Origin of the sequence: Nocardia sp. NPDC052316 (assembly GCF_044547795.1) — a bacterium.
In the GTDB taxonomy this organism is placed as follows: domain Bacteria; phylum Actinomycetota; class Actinomycetes; order Mycobacteriales; family Mycobacteriaceae; genus Nocardia.
On record NZ_JBIUBB010000005.1, the window covers coordinates 843,138 to 858,471 of the forward strand.

Here is a 15,334-nt window from a genome sequence, read left to right on the forward strand (position 1 = left end):
TCAGGACAAATCCGTTGTGTGGCAAACACATTCGATCACCTGCCCGGAACGCCTGGGAAGCTGTGGTCATGTGAATACGAATTGCGCTGTGTTCGAGTCGAAATCGTGCAATGAGACTGGTGCGGAGGTGCTGGATGAAGTCGGCAATGTATCCGGCCCTGCCGGTGGTGCTGCTTGCGGTCGCACTGCTCCTGTTGCCCGGCCGGGTCGCGGTGCGCCGTCGACTGCGTGCCCTCCGGCGGTCCACGACGCGCACCGTCGTACCCGCGTCGAAGCAGCAACTCGATCCGCTGGCCTCGGCCTCGGTATTCGATCTGCTTGCCGCATGCCTGCGCGCTGGGCTGCCGATGGCGGGCGCGGCGCGGGCGGTGGCACCCGGCGCGCCGGAACCGCTGGGGGAGGCGCTGCGACGAGCTGCGGACCTGCTCGCCCTCGGTGCCGATGCGGCAACGGCATGGGAGCGCGCGGCGCAAGACGCGACCGGCCGGTCGGGTGCGGAGGAGGTGGAGTCGTTGACGCGGATGGCGCGCCGGTCCGCGCGATCGGGTGCTTCGCTGGCGGTCGCGGTCGGCGAACTGGCCGAGCAGCGGCGCGGCGTGGTCGAGGATGCGGCCGCGGCGAAGGCCGAGCGGGCCGGAGTAATGATCGGCGGTCCCCTCGGCCTCTGCTTCCTCCCCGCGTTCGTCTGCCTCGGCATCGTGCCGGTTGTCATCGGCCTCGCTGGCCGGGTGCTCGGCGGTGGGCTGCTGTGAGTGAGCGTCAGTTGGTGGGCCGCGGCGGCACAGCGCGCTCTTACGCCGGTCGGACACGGGTGAGCGCCGACGAGTGCGCCCGCGCTCAGCCGCCTTGGGGTGTGGCGTACGTCGGCGAGTCCGAGCGGGTGCGCCGAAGGCGCTATGCGCCACCGTGCGGACTTGGCCCGCAGGCAGGCCAGTGCGTCAGAAGCGGACGAGTTGTCGGCATGGCTGGCGCCGTGCACGCACCGTCTGCTCGGCCTACCGGAACGTGTCCGTGCGGATCGGCCGCGCGGGCCGCAGTGAGAGGGGAATCAGGTGCTGATCGAGCGAGTGACGAGCGATGCGATCCACGGTTCGGTGGCTGTATATATGGAGCTGCGTTCGCGAGTCGTGCACGCGGTGACCGCCGACGACGGGATGAGCACGGCCGAGTATGCGATCGGGACCATCGCCGCCGCGGCGTTCGGTGCCGTGCTGTACGGGGTGGTGACCGGCGACAGCATTGTGAACGCGCTGACGAAGATCATCGATCGCGCCCTCAACACGAACGTGTAGCGGTCGGGTGGTTTCGGATAAACCGTTGGAGCACCGAGTATCTCGGTGATGACCGAGGTTCGGTGACGGTCGAAGCGGCGATCGCGCTCGCCACCCTCGTCGTCGCGGTGGTGCTGTGTATCGGCGCGTTGCTGGCGGCGTCGACGCAGGTGCGCTGTGTCGACGCCGCCCGCGAGGCGGCTCGCCTGGCCGCCCGCGGCGACGAAGCGAACGCGATCGCCGCTGCCCGCCGCGTCGCGCCGCCTGCCGCGGATATCTCGCTGCGCAATGCGGGCAACCACGTGATCGTCCGAGTCACTGCCCGCGCGCCGCTGCTACCGCTGCTGACGCTGCACTCGGACACCGTCGCGGTGCGCGAGCCGGGAACGACGCCGTGAGTGGGTGCCGACGAGTGAACCGAGGTGCGGTGCGCAGCGCAGCGAGGGGCGCAGTGGGGGACCGGCTTCGGGCCGATGACGGTGCGGCCACGGTCTTCGCGTGCCTCGCGGTCACCGCGCTTGTCGCGGCGACGCTGCTGATCGGGCAGGTCGGTGTGGTGGTTGTCACGCGGCATCGGGCGCAGGCGGCCGCCGACTTGGCGGCGTTGGCGGCAGCCGCGGCATTGGCCGAGGGGGGCGATGCGGGATGCGCTGCGGCGGCAGCGGTGGTGCGGCGGATGGCGGCGCGGATGGAAGAGTGCGAAGTCGTCGAGTGGGACGCGACTGTGATTGTTAACAGGAATGTACCAATGGGTCTGTTGGGAACCCACATGGTGCGCGCTGTCGCGCGGGCAGGGCCTGTTGAAAACTGAGAGAAACCTAAGTGTTGACTCGCACGCAGACGTTGTCGCGAGTAGCGGAAATCGGCAAATAGCCTGGCCAAATAATTTCAGACGGCACAATTGTCCGCAGTGACGCGGATAAAGAAACGAACGAATGCGCATGTAAGCAGGCGGCGATGTGGCAATAGTTCAGTTAACCTGAATACATTCCTCTTTATTCGACCGGGGATCCCGGACCGTGGTCCGCAGCCACCGCGTCCGGCTCCCAGGCAGATCGCCCCAGGTCAGGTAGACATTCGATCACACGCCGAGCTCGGTGCCGTCACGAACCGAGCTCGGCACCGTCACCGGACCGACAGCTCGGCCAGCACGGAGGTGAGCAGGCGTGCCGCACCGGCCTTGTCGAGCGGATGGTTCCCGTTCCCGCATTTGGGCGACTGGACGCACGACGGGCACCCCGCCGCGCAGGCGCAGGACTCGATCACGGCGAGTGTCGCCGACAGCCAGCGCTGCAACTGGGCGTACCCGCGCTCGGCGAAGCCCGCCCCGCCCGGTTGGCCGTCGTAGACGAACACCGTCGGCAGCCCGGTATCCGGATGCTCGGCGATGGAGACCCCGCCGATATCCCACCGATCGCAGGTCGCCACCAGCGGCAACAGCCCGATCGCCGCATGCTCGGCGGCGTGCAATGCCCCGGGCACGTCCGCCGGATCGATGCCGGCCAGCGCCAGCAACTCCGGGCGCACCGTATAGAGCACCGCCCTGGTGGGCAGCGTGTGTGCGGGCATGTCGAGTTCGACCAGGTCGAGCACCTCACCGCTGACCAGTGTGCGCAGATACCCGACCACCTGACTGGTCACCCTGACCTGCGCCAACGCGGTCGTCACCCGGCCGTAGCGGCGCTCGTCGGTCAACTCGTCGATGGCGATCGAGGTGACCGAGCGGGCGCTGGTGGTCCACCCCGGTTCAGCGGCGTGCACGAACGCGACGCCGCCGTCGAGATCCAGCTCGTCGACGACGAAGGTCTCGCCCTGATGCAGGTGAACGGCGCCCTGATGCAGCGTCGCCGGCGCCCGTCCGGCATCGGCCGTGCCCAGCAATCGCCCGGTCTCGCCGTCGACGATGGCCACCGGCGTGCCGATCCCGCCGCGCACGTCCACGGCGTCGTGCGGCTGCGTCTCCGCGGTGACGTACCAGCGTCCTCGGTCCTCGGCACCGTTGACCGCGCGACGCCTGATCAATCCCTGCTCGGCGAGGCCTGCCAGCACCTCCCGCGCGCCGAGCTCGTCCACCTCGGCGTCGGTGAGCGGCAGCTCCAACGCCGCGCAGAGCAACTGCGGACCCAGTACATAGGGATTGCGCGGGTCGGTGATGGTGGCCTCGACAGCCTTGTCCAGCAATGCTTCCGGGTGGTGCACGAGGTAGGTGTCGAGCGGATCGTCCCTGGCCACCAGCATGACCAGGGAGCCCTGGGTGCGTCGGCCCGCCCGGCCCGCCTGCTGCCAGAACGAGGCGACGGTGCCGGGGAAACCGCAGATCACCACGGCGTCGAGCCCGGCGATATCGACCCCGAGTTCGAGCGCATTGGTGGTGGCCGCGCCGAGCAGCGAACCGTCCGACAGTGCCGTCTCCAGCTCGCGTCGATCCTCCGCGAGATACCCGGCCCGATAGGCGGCGACGCGCTCGGCGAGGTCCGGATCGGCCTCGCTCAGCAACCGCCGCGCGTCCATCGCGGTGAGCTCGGCGGCGCGCCGGGACCGCACGAAGGTCAGCGTCCGCGCGCCCTCGACCACCAGGTCGGCCATGATCCGGGCGGCCTCCGTGGTGGCCGCCCGCCGCACCGGCGCGCCGTTTTCGCCGGTCACGGTGGTGAGCAGGGGCGGCTCCCACAGTGCGACGGTGCGCGGCCCCTGCGGTGACCCGTCCTCGGTGACCGCGACACACGGCGCCCCGATCAATCGGGAAGCGGCCGCCGCGGGCTCGGCCGTGGTGGCCGAGCAGAGGATGAACACCGGGTCCGCGCCGTAGCGCGCGGCGATCCGCCGCAGCCTGCGCAGCACCAGCGCCACGTGCGAACCGAAAACACCCCGGTAGGCGTGGCATTCGTCGACCACGACGTAGCGCAGCCTGCGCAGTACCCGTGCCCAGCGCTGATGCGAGCGCAAGATCCCCAGATGCAGCATGTCGGGATTGGTGAAAACCCAGCGTGCGTTCGCCCGCACCCACTGCCTGATCTCGGCGGGGGTATCGCCGTCGTAGGTTGCTGGGTGAATATCGCGCAGCGGTCCGTCGTGCGTGAGCGCGCTGACGGCGCGCAGCTGATCCGCGCCGAGCGCTTTGGTGGGTGCCAGATAAATGGCAGTGGCGCGCGGGTCGTCGCGCAGCGCGGTCAATACCGGTAGCTGATATCCCATCGACTTGCCGGATGCCGTGCCGGTGCTGACCACGACGTCGGCGCCGTTGTGCGCGAGGTCGGCGGTGCGGGTCTGATGGCTCCACGGCGCGTCGACTCCGGTGTCCCGTAATGCCGAGATCACCTCCGGCGATGTCCAATCGGGCCAGGTGGTGAGCTCGGCGGCGCGGGCGGGCAGCTCGACGACGTGGGTCAATCGGGGCTCGTCGGCGGGCGCTCCGACTAGGACACGATTCAGCAACGATGTCCCGTAGCTGAGGCCGTTAGGGGGTGCCGTGCGGACGGTCGAGTCGGTCGGATTCATGCGGCGCGCGCCACGACACGCTCAGAAAGTGTGAAACGTGGACGGTTAGGAACGTCTACCTGCCAATTCGATACCAAATAGCGACCTGGGTCACAGGCCCTTTGCCATACGCGCACTCGGTTATCGGGAGGCAAACGAACCTCAAGTCTGGATTCCGGCATTGTGTCCCTCACCTGCGCATTCGCAAGATCAACTTTTTTGCAAATTGTCGGTAACTCGACTGTTGAATTGCTCGAAGACATGGTTCACTGGTTCCTGGTCGCAAGCTTCTGTGTTCGAGGGTCGGATCCAAAGTCCAAACCGTCAGCAGGATCGATGTTGCGAACGGTGTGCTTGGTGCTTTCCTGCAGGGGGAACCAACAGTACAGCGGTCGGAACGGGCCCGGTGGACGAACCCAGTTGTCCGCCGTTCCGGTAAGAAAAGAGAAGGAACAGAATGGCACAGGGAACTGTGAAGTGGTTCAACGCGGAGAAGGGGTTCGGCTTCATCGCGCCCGAGGACGGCTCCGCTGACGTCTTCGTCCACTACTCCGAAATTCAGGGGTCGGGCTTCCGCACCCTCGAAGAGAACCAGAAGGTCGAGTTCGAGGTCGGCCAGGGCACCAAGGGCCCGCAGGCCACCGGAGTTCGCGCGCTCAGCTGAGCGACGCAATCCAACACACTCGTCCCTCACCGCCGGTTAGCCGGAGGTGGGGGACGAGCTATATCCGGGGCAAAGACACACCCGGCGACTGAGGTCAGGAGCCTGTGAACACGCCGTGGCACAGCCGGGGCTGGCACACAAGGCATACTGAGTCGCAGTGACGCGCGTACGCTCTGTGGTTCAAGTCGCAAGCACTCGGCCACACGTAGCGTCAAGGTATAAACGTGTCTGGTGGCGACGCCCAGCCGTCGCTCCCGCTTGCCCCAGCCGCGCACAGCGCCGAAAAGCGCCCCGCGCGGGTCGACAGGAAAGGTGTATTCGCCGGTGGCAACACGAGACCGCGGTGCAGCCGACCAGGGCCGTCCCCTGCGTCGTCTCGTGATCGTCGAGTCCCCAACCAAGGCCCGCAAGATAGCGCCCTATCTAGGCCGTAACTACACGGTCGAGGCCTCGGTCGGGCATATCCGGGATCTGCCGCGTGGTGCGGCGGACGTTCCCGCCAAATACAAGGGCGAGTCCTGGGCGCGGCTCGGCGTCGACGTGGACCACGACTTCGAGGCCATCTATGTGGTGAGCCCCGATAAGAAGGCCAAGGTCGCCGAGCTCAAGAACCTGCTGAAGGACGCCGACGAGCTCTACCTCGCCACCGACCCCGACCGCGAGGGCGAGGCCATCGCCTGGCACCTGCTGGAGACGCTCAAGCCCAAGGTCCCGGTCCGGCGCATGGTGTTCCACGAGATCACCGAGCCCGCCATTCAGGCGGCCGCCGCCGACACCCGAGACCTGGACAACGACCTGGTCGACGCGCAGGAGACCCGCCGCATCCTGGACCGGCTGTACGGCTACGAGGTCAGCCCGGTGCTGTGGAAGAAGGTCATGCCGCGCTTGTCGGCGGGCCGGGTGCAGTCGGTCGCCACCAGGGTGATCGTCCAGCGCGAGCGCGAGCGGATGGCTTTCCGTTCCGCCGAATACTGGGACATCGCCGCGAAACTCGACGCTGGTCCCGGCGAAGACGGTGACACCGGCAACCCGCGGACCTTCGGGGCGCGACTGGTGAGTGTGGCCGGTGCGCGCGTGGCGAGCGGTCGTGACTTCGGTTCGGACGGTCAGCTCAAGACCGCCTCCGGTGTGGTCGTACTGGACGAGGGCTACGCGCGCCGCTTGGCACAGGCTCTCGACGGCGCCGATCTGGTCGTCTCCTCCGCGGAGGCCAAGCCGTACAGCCGCAAGCCGTACCCGCCGTTCATGACCTCGACGCTGCAGCAGGAAGCCGGGCGCAAACTGCGCTTCAACGCCGAGCGCACGATGCGGGTCGCGCAGCGACTGTACGAAAACGGCTACATCACCTACATGCGTACCGACTCGACCACGCTGTCGGAGTCGGCCATCGCCGCGGCCCGGTCGCAGGCGACCCAGCTGTACGGCGCCGAGTACGTGCATCCCACGCCGCGGCAGTACACCCGCAAGGTGAAGAACGCGCAGGAAGCACACGAGGCGATCCGCCCGGCCGGCGATACTTTCGCCACCCCCGGCCAGCTGCACGCGCGACTGGACAACGACGAGTTCCGGCTCTACGAGATGATCTGGCAGCGCACGGTCGCCTCGCAGATGGCCGACGCCAGGGGCACCACGCTGACGCTGCGCATCACCGGCGTCGCGACCACCGGCGAGGAGTGCGTGTTCTCGGCGTCGGGTCGCACCATCACGTTCGCAGGCTTCCTCAAGGCTTACGTGGAGAGCGTGGACGAGGAGGCGGGCGGTCAATCCGACGACGCCGAGTCCAGGCTGCCCGCGCTCGACGAGGGCCAGGGCGTCACCGCGGTCGAGCTGAATCCCGATGGGCACAGCACTAATCCGCCCGCCAGATACACCGAAGCCTCGCTCATCAAGACGCTCGAAGAGCTGGGCATCGGCCGCCCGTCGACCTACTCGTCGATCATCAAGACGATTCTCGACCGCGGCTACGTGTACAAGCGCGGTAGCGCGCTGGTGCCGTCGTGGGTGGCGTTCGCCGTGATCGGGCTGCTGGAGGAGCATTTCGGCAGGCTGGTCGATTTCGACTTCACCGCGGGCATGGAGGACGACCTCGATGCCATCGCCGGCGGCCGCGAACAGCGCGGAAGTTGGTTGTCCAGCTTCTATTTCGGCGGCGATACCGGCGTCGAGGGTTCGGTCGCGCGCTCCGGCGGTCTGAAGAAGATGGTCGGCGAGCGGCTCGACGACATCGACGCGCGAGAGATCAACTCCATCAAGCTGTTCGCCGACGACGAGGGGCGCGACGTCGTCGTCCGGGTCGGCCGGTACGGTCCGTACCTGGAGCGGATGGTCACCAATCCCGATGACCCCGAAGGTGATTCGATCTCGCAGCGGGCCAACCTGCCCGACGATCTGCCGCCGGACGAGCTGACCCGCGAGGTCGCCGAGAAGTTGTTCTCGACCCCGCAGGAGGGGCGCTCGCTGGGCACGGATCCGGCGACCGGACACGAAATCGTCGCCAAGGAAGGACGTTTCGGCCCGTACGTCACCGAGGTGCTGCCCGAACCCGCCGCGGCGGAGACGGCGGCACCCGCCAAGAAGACGGCGAAGAAGGCGACCGCGCCCAAGCCGCGTACCGGTTCGCTGTTCAAGTCGATGGACCTGGCGACGGTCACCCTCGACGACGCGCTCAAGCTGCTGTCGCTGCCCAGGGTGGTCGGCAAGGACCCGGCCTCCGGTGAGGAGATCACCGCGCAGAACGGTCGCTACGGCCCATATCTGAAGAAGGGCACCGACTCTCGCTCGCTCACCAGCGAGGATCAGATCTTCGACGTGACGCTCGAGGAGGCGCTGAAGATCTACGCCGAGCCGAAACGGCGCGGCAGGCAGGCGTCCGCGGCGGCGCCGCTGCGCGAACTCGGCAACGACTCGGCCTCCGGTCAGCCGATGGTGATCAAGGACGGTCGCTTCGGCCCGTACGTCACCGACGGTGAGACCAACGCGACGCTGCGCAAGGGCGACGAGATCGAGTCGATCACCCCGGAGCGGGCGATGGAGTTGCTCGCCGATCGCCGGGCTCGTGGGCCGGTGAAGAAGAAGGCTGCGGCCAAGAAGGCGCCTGCGAAGAAGTCCGCTGCCAAGAAGACCGCCGCCAAGAAGGCGACGGCCGCCAAGTCGACGACCACCAAGACGGTCGCCAAGAAGACGGCTGCCAAGAAGGCGGCGGCGAAGAAGACCGGCGTCGGTAATTCCTGAACTCGCGGGTCGTGCCCGGCCGTACTACGGTCCGAAGGGCACGACCCGCGAAAGGATTGCCCATGGCCGACCAGGAACGCGAAGAGCTGATCAGCATCCTCGCCAACCAGCGAGAACTGTTCCGCATCACGGTGCGCGGCATCGATGACGAACAGGCGCGCAGGCGCACCACCGCCAGCGAACTGACCCTCGGCGGCCTGCTGCACCACCTGATCAGCTGCGAACGCCACTGGATCACCGTGCTCACCGAGCGCGACGAGAACGCGCAGCTCGACGTCTCGCGGTTCGAGGGCGAGTACCTGATGGCCGAAGGCGAAACCGTCGAAGGTTTGCTCGCCGAATGGGACGAGGCCGCGGCGGCCACGGCGGAGCTGATCCGCACGGTGGACAGCCTGGACACCTCGGTCCCGACCCCGACCGCCCCGTGGTCGCCGGAGCGCGAGTGGTGGACGGTGCGCTACACGCTGCTGCACATCCTGCGTGAGATCTCGCACCACTCCGGGCACGCCGACATCATCCGCGAGGAACTCGACGGCGCGAACACCACCTACTCGCGGATCGCTTGAGCGCTGTGCTCAGCCGGCGCTATTTGTCGAGCACCCTGAGGAATTCACGCATCCAAGCGGGGTGATCCGGCCAGGCGCGGCCGGTGACGATATTTTCGTCCACATAAGCCTCGCTGTCCACGAACTTGGCCCCCGCCGCCTCGATATCCGGGGCCAGGGCCGGGTAGGCGCTGCACGAGCGACCGACCAAAACCCCTGCGGCAGCGAGGATCAGTGGCCCGTGGCACAGCGCGGCGATGGGCTTGCCCGCCTCCGCGAAGTGCCGTGCGAGGCGCTGGCAGTCCGGGTTGTTGCGCAGGTACTCCGGTGCCCGGCCGCCCGGCACGACCAACGCGTCGTAACCGGCCGGATCGACGTCGGCGAACGCGACATCGGCAGGCCAACTGTGGCCGAGTTTTTCGGTGTAGGTATCGAACCCGTCTACGAAGTCGTGCACCACGAACTGCAACTTCTTGACGGCGGGGGCCGCGATGTCCACCTCGTGGCCCTCTTCGAGCAGGCGCTGATACGGATACATGACCTCGAGGTCTTCGGCCGCATCGCCGGTGATCAACAGAATTTTCACGGTGATTACACCTCCCTCTCGAGGATCCGCCCGGCCCGCGACAGGGTCAATACCGGCCCGCGCGTCGCACCGCGCCGACCCCGCGATCGGTGTCGGTACGGACGGCTAGGGTGTACGACGTGGCAGGTGTCTTCGATCGGTTGGTAGGCCAGGATGCGGTCGAGTCCGCGCTGACGACCGCCTCGGTCGCCGCCCGCGCCGAGGTGGTGCAGGGCGCGATGACGCACTCGTGGTTGTTCACCGGGCCGCCCGGGTCGGGCAGATCCGTTGCGGCACTGTGCTTCGCGGCGGCGCTGCAATGCACCGACCCCGGCTCGCCGGGGTGCGGCCGCTGCCACGCCTGCACCACCACCATGGCGGGCACGCATGGCGACGTGCGCCGGGTGATCCCGGAGGGGCTGAGCATCAGCACCAAGGAGATGCGCGAGATCGTGCAGATCGCCTCGCGCAGGCCCAGCACCGGTCGCTGGCAGGTGGTCGTCATCGAGGACGCCGACCGACTGACCGAGGCCGCGGGCAACGTGCTTCTGAAAGTGGTCGAGGAGCCGCCGGACCGGACGGTGTTCCTGCTGTGCGCGCCGTCTGTCGACCCCGAAGACATCTCGGTGACCCTGCGCTCCCGCTGCAGGCATGTGCACCTGGTCACGCCCTCGGTGCCCGCCATCGCGCAGGTGCTGCGCGAGCGCGACAAGCTCGATGAGAAGACCGCCAACTGGGCCGCCTCGATCAGCGGCGGTCACGTCGGCCGGGCTCGGCGCCTGGCCACCGACGAAGAAGCGCGGGCCCGTCGTCAGCGGGCCTTGGCCCTGGTCGGCGCCGCCTCGAAACCCGGCGCCGCCTATGCTGCCGCCGACGAACTGGTCAAGGCCGCCGACGACGAAGCCAAACAGATGAGCGCCACCCGCGACGACCGCGAACGCGAAGAACTCGCCACCGCGATGGGCGCGGGCGGCACCGGCAAAGGTGCCGCGGGCGCCACTCGCGGTTCCGCAGGCGTACTGAAAGACTTGGAACGACGGCAGAAGTCGCGCGCCACCCGCACCGGCCGCGACTCCCTCGACCGCGCCCTCATCGACGTGGCCGGCGTCTACCGCGACGCCCTCGCCGTCCGCTTCGGCGCCGCCCGCAACGGCTCCGGCGTCGCCCTCACCCACCCCGACATGTCCGACCAGATCCACGACCTGGCCCAACGCGTCCGCCCCGAGGGTCTGCTGAAGTCCATCGACGCCGTCCTGGCCTGCCGCGAAGCCCTCGACCTCAACGTCAAACCCCGCTTCGCCCTGGCCGCCCTCGCCGCCGCCCTGACGGCCGCCCAAACCACCTGACCCCGCCCGATCCGCCCCGGTGACCACCCGTTTTCGCGTTCCACCCCCCGAGACGATAGACTCGCCACGCCGAAAGGCACGCCGCCTTAGCTCAGTCGGTAGAGCGCTTCACTCGTAATGAAAAGGTCGCGAGTTCGATTCTCGCAGGCGGCTCCATACTCCCAGATCAGGGCCAGTTTCTGGCTCGCCGAAGTTCAACCTGTTCGGCTGAACTCCCAACTAAGTCCCCGCAAAGTCACCCTACGCGCCGTCTGGTCAGTCGGGGTTGCTCACTGTGAGGTTCGAGGCATCCCCGCTGACCGTTGCCGCAACTACGACGGGGCCGACCCGGCGAAAACGGATCGGCCCCTCGATACGACAACGGCGCGTTACTCCCTGTCGCTCTTGCTGTAGTAGACAGTGATCGACGGCCAGTGTCCGTCTGCTGTGACCTCGTTATGCAGGATCAGATCCGCGACGATCACCGGCCCGAGCTCCTCGATCGTTGATGCTACGGAGCGCAACAGGGTGGATACCTCTGCTTGGCCGGGGCCGGCGGGATTGGCTTGGGAGAAGTGCAGCGTCGTGTATTCGGTGGATGTCATGGTTGGTTCCCTCCGGTTCGACTCAACTGCTACTTGCGTCCGCGCTTCTGCTTGTTGCGGTCGCCATCGTACTTTTCGGCTTGTTTGATCTTCTGCATGGCGCGGTTGTACGCGGCCGCGGTCGACGCGTGCCTGTGTGCGACGGTCGCTGGCAACCCGGAGGCTGGCGACGTTGCAGATAGACCGCCGCCGAGCCGCACGCGGATTGGTGTCGATCAGGATCAGGGCCAGGTCAGCGGGGGCAGTGGACTGTGTAGTTCCAGTCGGTGCCGCCTGGGCCGGTGACGCGGACCGATACGGTTGTTGCGGTGCCTGCGGGGAGGTTGATTACGGCTGAGCCGGTGCCTTGGTTGATGTTGTCGCCGATGTAGCCGGTGTTGTGGACTCGGCCGCCCTGGTAGAAGACCTCGATCTGGTCGGGGATGGCGAAGGTCTCGTAGGACAGGACGAATGAGGTGGGGCCGGGTCGGCCGAGGTGATGCGTGGTTTCGGTGACGCCTGCGCCACCGGACTTGGTCGACTGGTTGCACTGCTGGGTGGGTGGTGCGGCCGGTCCGCTGCCACTGCCGCTCCCGCTTCCGCTGCTGCCGGTCCCGCTGCCACTGCTTCCTGAGGGAGGTGCCGCGGAGACGCCGGCGGCTACTGCGAGGGTTGTCGCGCCTGCCAATATCGCTGCCGTCGCAGTGCGCATGCCAAAATAGCGAATTCCTTTGGTGTTCAACGTAATTCCTTCACAAATGGTTGGGGAACGTCCGTTGAACACGATGCCACCGGGAGAGGTTGCCGAATATCCGCTGTTCAGCGGACACCATCCCGGTGGCGCGGCGGATCCGGGCACGGCGGTGCGCTATCGGTACGCCTCATTCGCCCGAAAAGTGCTGAGCCGCAACCGATCAGTCGAACGGTGGGCGGGCGTCGGTGACGGTGTACTTCAGCACGTGGTTGTTCTTGATGGCGATGCCGGGGTCCGGCGCGTTGGCGACGGATCGCCAGGCTTCCATGTGCGCCGCGGTATCCCAGAGTTCGAAGACGTTCACCCGCGCCGGGTCGACGGGGTCGGCGGTGATGGCGCAGTCGAGGCAACCGGGGGCTGCCCGGCAGCGGCGAAGCAGGTCGTGGAAGGCGCTGACGTAGGCGTCGCGCCGGTCGGGGTCGACTTCGGCGTAACCGGCGATGATCAACACAGGTGGAACCTCTTCTGCCGAGGGGTGATTGCGTTCTCAGCAGTAAGGACGAGGCGTGGTCGATGAAATCGTCGGCGCGGGGTGTTGCTCCCGGGTCGGGCGCCGTTGACCAACCCGGGAGAACAGTTGAGGGGTCAGCCCGCGGCGGCTGTCCGCAGTGTCGCCTGCTCGGCGACGTGCGCGAGTTCGGCGTTGAAGCGCTCGGCGGCCTCGATATTGCCGAGGTGGCCGGTCGGCCAGCAGTGGTATGCAGCGAGGTGGCCGGTGCGTGTCAGGGTGTCGGCGATCCGGCGGGCCATCCGTTCCGGCAGCAGCCGGTCGTGGCGGCCTGCGATGACCGTGGTCGGCACGGTGAGGTGTGCCGCGCCGTCGGTGACGTCGAGGTCGGCCAGGGCGGCGGCGTGGCGGCCACGGGTCAGCGGGCGGCAGGAGCGGACGATGCCTAGGGCGAAGTTCACCTCGTCGACGGTCGCTCGCTTGTTCATCACTCGGTCTTTCAATACCGCGCTGACCAGCCAGCCGCCGGGCAGCGGGACGGGAGTGGTCAGCACTGTCTCGGAGACGAAGTTCGGCAGACGGACGGGGGCGCCGAGCAGGGTGATCGGCTTGTTCTGCACCGTGAGCTGCTTGTTCAGCAGCGGGAGCAGGTCGGTGTCGTAGCGGATATTGCCCGAGGTGGTGTTCAGCAGGATGGCCGCGGCGGCCCGGCGCCGGACCTGCTCGGGGTAGCGCGCGGCCCACGCCTGCAGGGTGATTCCACCCATGCTGTGGCCGGCCAGCACGGCGCGCTGACCGGGCCGCAGGGTGGCGTCGAGCACGGCGGACAGGTCGTCGGCGAGGGTTTCCCGGCTGGGCAGCAGGCGGCCGAGCTGGCTCTCGCCGTGGCCGCGCTGGTCGTAGCAGACCACGCGATACCGGTCGGCGAAGGCGTTGATCTGCGGGTTCCAGTACTCGATGCTGCAGCTCCAGCCGTGGATCAGCACGATGACCTCGCCGTCGGCCGGGCCGTAGGCGTGCACCCGCAGGCGGGCGCCGTCCACGGTGGTGACCGGGATGACCTCGAGGGGAGCGGTAGGAGCGTTCAACGACGCGGTCCGGAAGGTGCGTGATCGCAGTCCGGCACGATAAGCGGCGGTCAGGGCGCCATTGCGCGCGTCCGCCAAAGTCTTCATCGACTTCACCAGCATCGGGCACTCCTTTGTGTCTGCCGCCACAGTACAGTGCAAGCTGGGTGCTTGCTAGTGCAAGCGCACCGCAACGGAACTTCTGGCTCGAAGGAAGGAATACCCGTAATTCGGTGCAGTGACACTGTCTCTGTTCACAAAAAAATCATGGCGGAGCTACTTTGTCGACTTCATCGTCTGGCCCGTCTTGTTGCGTTAGCGCGCGAAAGCGGCGATCCAGTAACGGTTTTGCCTGATCGCAGCCGGACCGCAACGATCCCGTCCGATCTCCACAGGCACCGATCACGCGGTAGTGGGCACCTGGTCGTCCGGGTAGGCGTCGCGCATGGACGAACCACGAAATGTCGTACCCCGGTGCGATGATCGTGGGCGTGGCTTCCGATGAGATCGGCTTCGCAGCACCCATCCCGGTTCTCCGCATGTTCGACGTCGCCAAGGCGTACGAGTTCTACTGTGAATACTTGGGTTTCACGCTCGACTGGGAACACCGATTCGGTGCCGACTTCCCGCTGTACGCGCAGGTGTCGCGCGGCGCGGCCCAACTACACCTCAGCGAGCACCACGGTGACGGAACTCCGGGCACCGTCGTGTGGATCGCCGTGGACGACATCCAAGCGTGGCACACCGAGCTGGCGGGCAAGGAGTACCGCTTCGCCAAACCGGGCTGCCCTGAAGACGGCCCGGGCGGCCCCGGATTCGAGCTGGCCGACCCGTTCGGCAACACCCTGCGCTTCGCCCAGCCCGAATAGCGCCCACGGCCATCCTGTGGCGGCGGCGGGCACGCCACAGTTACCGTTGGTGCTGTGGACAGCACGCACGTGGCACCGGAATCGACGGCGCAGCAGGATCCGGCCAAGTCCGGTTGGCGTGGCATCGGTGTTCCGCTACTCGTGGCGGGAGTCGGCCTGGGGATCGGCGTGCTGCTGCACGTGCGCGACCCGCACGTCGAGGGCTCCTACGGTGTGTGCCCGGTCTACGCGCTGACCGGCTGGTGGTGTCCGGGCTGCGGCGGCATGCGGGCCATCAACAACCTCACCGACGGCCAGGTGCTGGATTCGTTGCACAGCAACCTGCTTGCGATTCCACTGGTGCTCGCCTTCGTGCTGTGGATAACCGACTGGAGCCTGCGTGCCTGGCGTGGCCAGCGCATGCGCCTGCCCTCGATCGGCTCCGTGACGATGTGGACTTTCTTCGCCTTCCTGGCGGTGTACACCGTGCTGCGCAATACGCCGTGGGGAACCTGGCTCGCCCCGGTCTAGACCCATCCGGCGCGCCCGGCGATT

General features: G+C 67.5%; 16 protein-coding genes and 1 tRNA gene. 11 read left to right on the top strand and 6 right to left on the bottom strand.

Annotated elements, in window-relative coordinates; all coding sequences use genetic code 11:
- The first annotated feature begins 134 nt into the window (after positions 1 to 134).
- From ACIHA7_RS27410 to ACIHA7_RS27425, 4 genes are all read left to right on the top strand, one after another.
- Entirely contained in the window at positions 135 to 752 is a 618-nt protein-coding gene (locus ACIHA7_RS27410; RefSeq protein WP_397293781.1) for a type II secretion system F family protein, read from the top strand.
- Between the two features lie 354 nt (positions 753 to 1,106).
- The gene (locus tag ACIHA7_RS27415) at positions 1,107 to 1,292 is read left to right on the top strand and encodes a DUF4244 domain-containing protein (protein WP_397293879.1); all 186 of its coding nucleotides are present in this window, start codon (positions 1,107 to 1,109) and stop codon (positions 1,290 to 1,292) included.
- Between the two features lie 62 nt (positions 1,293 to 1,354).
- Positions 1,355 to 1,669: a TadE family type IV pilus minor pilin gene (locus ACIHA7_RS27420; RefSeq protein WP_397293782.1), complete on the top strand. Its 315-nt coding sequence runs from the start codon at positions 1,355 to 1,357 to the stop codon at positions 1,667 to 1,669.
- A 53-nt stretch (positions 1,670 to 1,722) separates the two neighbouring features.
- On the top strand, positions 1,723 to 2,082 hold the full coding sequence (locus ACIHA7_RS27425; protein WP_397293783.1) for an Rv3654c family TadE-like protein: 360 nt from the start codon (positions 1,723 to 1,725) through the stop codon (positions 2,080 to 2,082).
- 314 nt (positions 2,083 to 2,396) lie between these two features.
- Here ACIHA7_RS27425 and ACIHA7_RS27430 read toward each other — a convergent pair whose 3' ends face one another.
- Positions 2,397 to 4,769, bottom strand: a complete 2,373-nt coding sequence (locus tag ACIHA7_RS27430; RefSeq protein ID WP_397293784.1) for a DEAD/DEAH box helicase — start codon at positions 4,767 to 4,769, stop codon at positions 2,397 to 2,399.
- 436 nt (positions 4,770 to 5,205) lie between these two features.
- Between ACIHA7_RS27430 and ACIHA7_RS27435 the strand changes: the two genes are divergently transcribed.
- The 3 genes from ACIHA7_RS27435 to ACIHA7_RS27445 all read left to right on the top strand — a co-directional run bounded on the left by ACIHA7_RS27435 (position 5,206) and on the right by ACIHA7_RS27445 (position 9,209).
- Entirely contained in the window at positions 5,206 to 5,412 is a 207-nt protein-coding gene (locus ACIHA7_RS27435) for a cold-shock protein (protein WP_011206895.1), read from the top strand.
- Positions 5,413 to 5,736: 324 nt separating this feature from the next.
- Positions 5,737 to 8,643 (top strand): type I DNA topoisomerase, encoded by a 2,907-nt coding sequence (gene topA / locus ACIHA7_RS27440; RefSeq protein ID WP_397293785.1) that lies wholly within the window; start codon positions 5,737 to 5,739, stop codon positions 8,641 to 8,643.
- A 62-nt stretch (positions 8,644 to 8,705) separates the two neighbouring features.
- The gene (locus tag ACIHA7_RS27445) at positions 8,706 to 9,209 is read left to right on the top strand and encodes a DinB family protein (RefSeq protein WP_397293786.1); all 504 of its coding nucleotides are present in this window, start codon (positions 8,706 to 8,708) and stop codon (positions 9,207 to 9,209) included.
- A gap of 19 nt (positions 9,210 to 9,228) precedes the next feature.
- Here ACIHA7_RS27445 and ACIHA7_RS27450 read toward each other — a convergent pair whose 3' ends face one another.
- A complete protein-coding gene (locus tag ACIHA7_RS27450) occupies positions 9,229 to 9,774 on the bottom strand; it encodes a DJ-1/PfpI family protein (RefSeq protein ID WP_397293787.1) in 546 nt (181 codons plus the stop codon).
- Between the two features lie 119 nt (positions 9,775 to 9,893).
- On the opposite strand from ACIHA7_RS27450, the gene ACIHA7_RS27455 reads away from it, so the two are divergent.
- Together ACIHA7_RS27455 and ACIHA7_RS27460 are read left to right on the top strand one after the other, a co-directional pair.
- Positions 9,894 to 11,099 carry a DNA polymerase III subunit delta' gene (locus tag ACIHA7_RS27455; protein ID WP_397293788.1) on the top strand — a complete coding sequence of 402 codons (1,206 nt, stop codon included), beginning with the start codon at positions 9,894 to 9,896 and terminating at the stop codon, positions 11,097 to 11,099.
- An 80-nt stretch (positions 11,100 to 11,179) separates the two neighbouring features.
- Positions 11,180 to 11,255 (top strand) — tRNA-Thr (locus tag ACIHA7_RS27460).
- A gap of 212 nt (positions 11,256 to 11,467) precedes the next feature.
- On the opposite strand, the gene ACIHA7_RS27465 is transcribed toward ACIHA7_RS27460, so the two are convergent.
- The 4 genes from ACIHA7_RS27465 to ACIHA7_RS27480 all read right to left on the bottom strand — a co-directional run bounded on the left by ACIHA7_RS27465 (position 11,468) and on the right by ACIHA7_RS27480 (position 14,054).
- The gene (locus tag ACIHA7_RS27465; protein WP_397293789.1) at positions 11,468 to 11,683 is read right to left on the bottom strand and encodes a hypothetical protein; all 216 of its coding nucleotides are present in this window, start codon (positions 11,681 to 11,683) and stop codon (positions 11,468 to 11,470) included.
- 232 nt (positions 11,684 to 11,915) lie between these two features.
- Positions 11,916 to 12,374 carry a hypothetical protein gene (locus ACIHA7_RS27470; protein ID WP_397293790.1) on the bottom strand — a complete coding sequence of 153 codons (459 nt, stop codon included), beginning with the start codon at positions 12,372 to 12,374 and terminating at the stop codon, positions 11,916 to 11,918.
- A gap of 202 nt (positions 12,375 to 12,576) precedes the next feature.
- Positions 12,577 to 12,867 (bottom strand): putative quinol monooxygenase, encoded by a 291-nt coding sequence (locus ACIHA7_RS27475; RefSeq protein ID WP_397293791.1) that lies wholly within the window; start codon positions 12,865 to 12,867, stop codon positions 12,577 to 12,579.
- A 134-nt stretch (positions 12,868 to 13,001) separates the two neighbouring features.
- Positions 13,002 to 14,054 (bottom strand): alpha/beta fold hydrolase, encoded by a 1,053-nt coding sequence (locus ACIHA7_RS27480; RefSeq protein WP_397293792.1) that lies wholly within the window; start codon positions 14,052 to 14,054, stop codon positions 13,002 to 13,004.
- Between the two features lie 368 nt (positions 14,055 to 14,422).
- On the opposite strand from ACIHA7_RS27480, the gene ACIHA7_RS27485 reads away from it, so the two are divergent.
- Together ACIHA7_RS27485 and ACIHA7_RS27490 are read left to right on the top strand one after the other, a co-directional pair.
- Positions 14,423 to 14,800: a glyoxalase superfamily protein gene (locus ACIHA7_RS27485; protein ID WP_397293793.1), complete on the top strand. Its 378-nt coding sequence runs from the start codon at positions 14,423 to 14,425 to the stop codon at positions 14,798 to 14,800.
- 54 nt (positions 14,801 to 14,854) lie between these two features.
- A complete protein-coding gene (locus tag ACIHA7_RS27490) occupies positions 14,855 to 15,310 on the top strand; it encodes a DUF2752 domain-containing protein (RefSeq protein WP_397293794.1) in 456 nt (151 codons plus the stop codon).
- Positions 15,311 to 15,334 lie beyond the last annotated feature (24 nt).